Below are 3,369 nucleotides of genomic sequence, written 5' to 3'. Positions count from 1 at the left end.
CCGACTACAGGCGTCCGCTATGCACATTCCGGAACGCATTCTCAGCCATCCGCCGACTCATCTTTCTTCATTCAGAACAACACGAGTTTCGCATAAGCCTCACTGTATCGAGCATTGCTCTCCAGTTCATCCGATTCGTCTCTACCTGTTAGCGCGAGGCCACGAGCCGGGTGCGGACCTGATCCAGGAGTCCTTCGAGCGCAGTGGTGGAGACCGCCCAGTAGATCGCGTTGATGGAGAGGGGCGGGTCAGCGTTGCCGTGCTGCATCACCTGCGCGAGGGCCTGTTTTCCGGGGAAGGCACTGCGGACATGGTCATTGTCACCGCGACTGCCGGTCATCGCTTACGCCGCACTCCTCGCCGAGCGTCAAGGACCCGGACGACCAGGCCGACTAGCCGTCGCAGGCCAAGCCGGGGCGTCCTGAGCCGACGCCGCCCCAGCGGAGGGGCGCACCCCTCGGTCGGCCTCACCACGGCCGGCCTGCCGGACTCAGTGGTGGAGCTGGTGCACCACCGCGTGCCCCCGACCGCTACTGATCAGCCAGCGGTTGACCGGAGTGGTGATCACGAAGGCCAGGGCGAGTGCGGCGACGAGCGATCCCCAGAACAGCCCGTCCGTGATCCCCGCGTCCATGGCGCCGGGGATGGCGAGCATCGCGGTGTTGTCGATGACCTCCATTACCGCGATCGAGACGGTGTCGGCGGCGAGAGCGATCCCGAGAGCGGCGCGCCACGAGACTCCAGCGCGCAGCACTCCGCGCATCGTCAGCGCGTAGCCGAAGGCGAAGGCGAGGGCGATCGAGAGCGCGACGGTGCCCAGGGAGTGCAGCCCGAGGCCGGTGCCGATGACCATGCCGAGCACCTCGCCGATGGCGCACCCAGTGAGGCAGTGCAGGGTCGCGGTCGCAGCCGCCCGCCATGATGTCGCGCGGGTGGTGTGCTGGTGCTCGGTCATTAGCTGCTCCTCCATCGTGGTCTACGAGGATTCAACATACCCCCGGGGGGTATATTCCCCGCGAGTCGCAGACAGCTCACGGCGAGCGCCGGTGAGGCCGCATCGAGCCCGCGGCACCGGGGCTGCGTAGTCTTGCCGGATGCGCAGCGCGACCGGAGGGATGGTGGTCGCCTCCTTCGTCTCGCGGATCCTCGGCTTCGCCCGGCTCGCGCTGCTCGTCGTCGCGATCGGCAGCACGAGCGCCTCGGTGGGCGGCCAGGTCTTCGAGGTCGCGAACTCGGCGCCGACGTACCTCTACGGACTCATCGCCGGCGGAGTGCTCGGCGCGGTGCTGGTGCCGCAGATGGTCCGAGCGCGGGCGGCGGGTCCGGAGGGAGTGCGGACCCTCGAGCGGCTGCTCACCGCGTGCCTCGGCGGCGCCGCCCTGCTCACGGTCGCCTGCACGCTCGCGGCTCCGGCGATCGTCGGGTTGTACGCGGGCGCCTGGTCGGCCGACTGGTCGCTGCTGGCCACGCAGATGGCGTACTGGTGCCTCCCGCAGATCTTCTTCTACGTCGTCTTCGCCGTCTTCTCGCAACTGCTCAACTCCGCCGAGAAGTACGGCCCCGGAGCGTGGGCCCCGGCGTTCGCGAACCTGGTCTCGCTGCTGGGCATCGGCGCCTTCCTGCTCGCGTACCCGGAGGCAGTGACGACTCCCGCCGACGGCTGGACTCCGGCGATGGTGACACTGCTCTGCGGGAGCGCGACCGCGGCGATCGCGGCGCAGGGCGTGATCGCCGCGGCCTTCGCCCGCGCGGTCGGCGTGCGCCTCCGGCCGCGGTTCGGGTTCGGAGGCCTCGGGGGAGTGTCGCGGGACGCGGTCTGGGTGCTGCTCGGAGCGCTGGTCGCCGAGGCCTCGTACGTGGTGGTCTCGAATGCGGCGACCGCGGCAGGCCAGACGATGAACCGGGCCGGAGTGGACGGGCCGAGTCTGAACTCGTTCTCGAGTGCGCAGCTGCTGCTCCTGCTGCCGCACGGCATCCTGGTCGTCTCGGTCGCGACCGCGATGTTCACGCCACTGAGCCGCGATCTGCATCGGGGCGACCGTGTAGCGGCGGCGACGAACCTGCGTCGCACCGAGGACTCCGTCCTGGCGGTCACGCTGCTCTCGACGGTCCTGTTCGTCGGAGCCGCGCCGCTGCTCACCCGCTTCGTCTTCGGGACGCCGGTGATCGGCGCGGTGCTGCAGGTGCTCGCTCTGAGCCTCGTCGGCTTCAGTCAGACGTACGTGCTCAACCGCGCGATGTTCGCGCTCGGCCGCGCCCGCGACTCCCTCATCACGCAGGTGCTTTCGGCCCTCTGCGTCGCGCTCGGTGCGCTGGTCGGCGGGCTGCTCCTCGGCCCGGAGCTCGTCGTGCCGGCGATCGCGCTCGGCACGGCGCTCGGGACGACCCTCTCGTGGGCGGTCGCGCGTCGCCTCGTCCGCAGGCACCTCGGAGGCGTGCCGCCGACGGCCGCGCAGGTCCGCGACCGTCGCTCCTCGCTCGTGGCCGCCGCTGCCTCGATCTGCCTGGCGGTGCCGGCCGGACTCCTGATCGAGGTGCCCGCCGACCGGATCGCGGCGGCGGCGATGCTGGTCCCCACGGGTCTCGCGATCGCGGCGGTCTTCGTGATCGTGCACCGCGTCGTCGGCCGCCGCTGGCTGTGGTCCCTCCTCCTCGGGGCGCCGTGACCGCTGATCTCGTCGCCCGCGCCCCTCGTGCGCTGCACTCCGGCCCCCGCACAGACGGGTCGCGAATGGGGGGGGGCGGGTGCAGGAGGAGCCGCTGTACCGTGCCGCTCGCCCGAGGGAGCAGGGCGAGGTCGGCGGCCGCCGGGCCGCAGGCAGAAGGCACGTGGCAGGCGGCAGCAGGCAGAGTGGAGCAGGCGGAGTGGAGCAGGCAGAGTGGAGCAGCGCGTGGACGTCCTTGAGCGGATCGCCCGCCGGGCGCTCGACGCCGACGTCCCGGGGGTGCGTCTCGTCGGGATCGACGGCCCGTCCGGCTCCGGCAAGAGCACCCTGGCCGCGCGGGTGGCGACGCGGCTCGGCGCTCCGACCGTTCCGATCGACGACTTCGTGTCGTGGGGCGACGTCACGGGGTGGTGGCCGCGTTTCGAGGAGCAGGTGCTCGCCCCGCTGCTCGCCGGCCGCGACGCCGTCTACCAGCAGCGCGACTGGTCCGACTGGCGCGGCGACAGCCTCGGCGGCTGGCGCACCGTGGCCTGGGCGCCGGTGGTCGTTCTGGAGGGGGTGACCTGCACCAGGGGCGCGGCCGGCCCGCTCGCCTGCCGGGTCTGGGTCGAGACTCCGCGCGACGAGCGCCTCCGCCGGGGACTCGAGCGCGACGGCGCCGAGCACCGCAGCCTCTGGGAGCGGTGGATGCGCGAGGAGGACG

At 71.7% G+C, this 3,369-nt stretch carries 4 protein-coding genes; 2 read left to right on the top strand and 2 right to left on the bottom strand.

The genetic code is table 11. The annotated features are described in order from the left end of the window. Positions 1 to 148: 148 nt before the first annotated feature. Both ACH61_RS14565 and ACH61_RS14560 read right to left on the bottom strand, forming a co-directional pair. Positions 149 to 340: a hypothetical protein gene (locus ACH61_RS14565; RefSeq protein ID WP_068213425.1), complete on the bottom strand. Its 192-nt coding sequence runs from the start codon at positions 338 to 340 to the stop codon at positions 149 to 151. Positions 341 to 490: 150 nt separating this feature from the next. Further along, the gene (locus tag ACH61_RS14560) at positions 491 to 955 is read right to left on the bottom strand and encodes a DUF4396 domain-containing protein (RefSeq protein WP_199220897.1); all 465 of its coding nucleotides are present in this window, start codon (positions 953 to 955) and stop codon (positions 491 to 493) included. Positions 956 to 1,094: 139 nt separating this feature from the next. On the opposite strand from ACH61_RS14560, the gene murJ reads away from it, so the two are divergent. Beyond that, a complete protein-coding gene (murJ, locus tag ACH61_RS14555) occupies positions 1,095 to 2,666 on the top strand; it encodes a murein biosynthesis integral membrane protein MurJ (protein WP_068213410.1) in 1,572 nt (523 codons plus the stop codon). A 213-nt stretch (positions 2,667 to 2,879) separates the two neighbouring features. Continuing rightward, the coding region (locus tag ACH61_RS14550) for a uridine kinase family protein (protein WP_068213407.1) at positions 2,880 to 3,369 on the top strand (490 nt) is incomplete at its 3' end.

Origin of the sequence: Rathayibacter tanaceti (genome assembly GCF_001634385.1) — a bacterium.
GTDB lineage: Bacteria > Actinomycetota > Actinomycetes > Actinomycetales > Microbacteriaceae > Rathayibacter > Rathayibacter tanaceti.
This window is presented reverse-complemented; position numbering and strand designations above follow the sequence as displayed.

Bases quoted from the DNA above. Each gene is read 5' to 3' on its own strand.
- ACH61_RS14560 (WP_199220897.1), bottom strand. From the start codon at position 955: ATGACCGAGCACCAGCACACCACCCGCGCGACATCATGGCGGGCGGCT.
- ACH61_RS14565 (WP_068213425.1), bottom strand. From the start codon at position 340: ATGACCGGCAGTCGCGGTGACAATGACCATGTCCGCAGTGCCTTCCCC.
- murJ (WP_068213410.1), top strand. From the start codon at position 1,095: ATGCGCAGCGCGACCGGAGGGATGGTGGTCGCCTCCTTCGTCTCGCGG.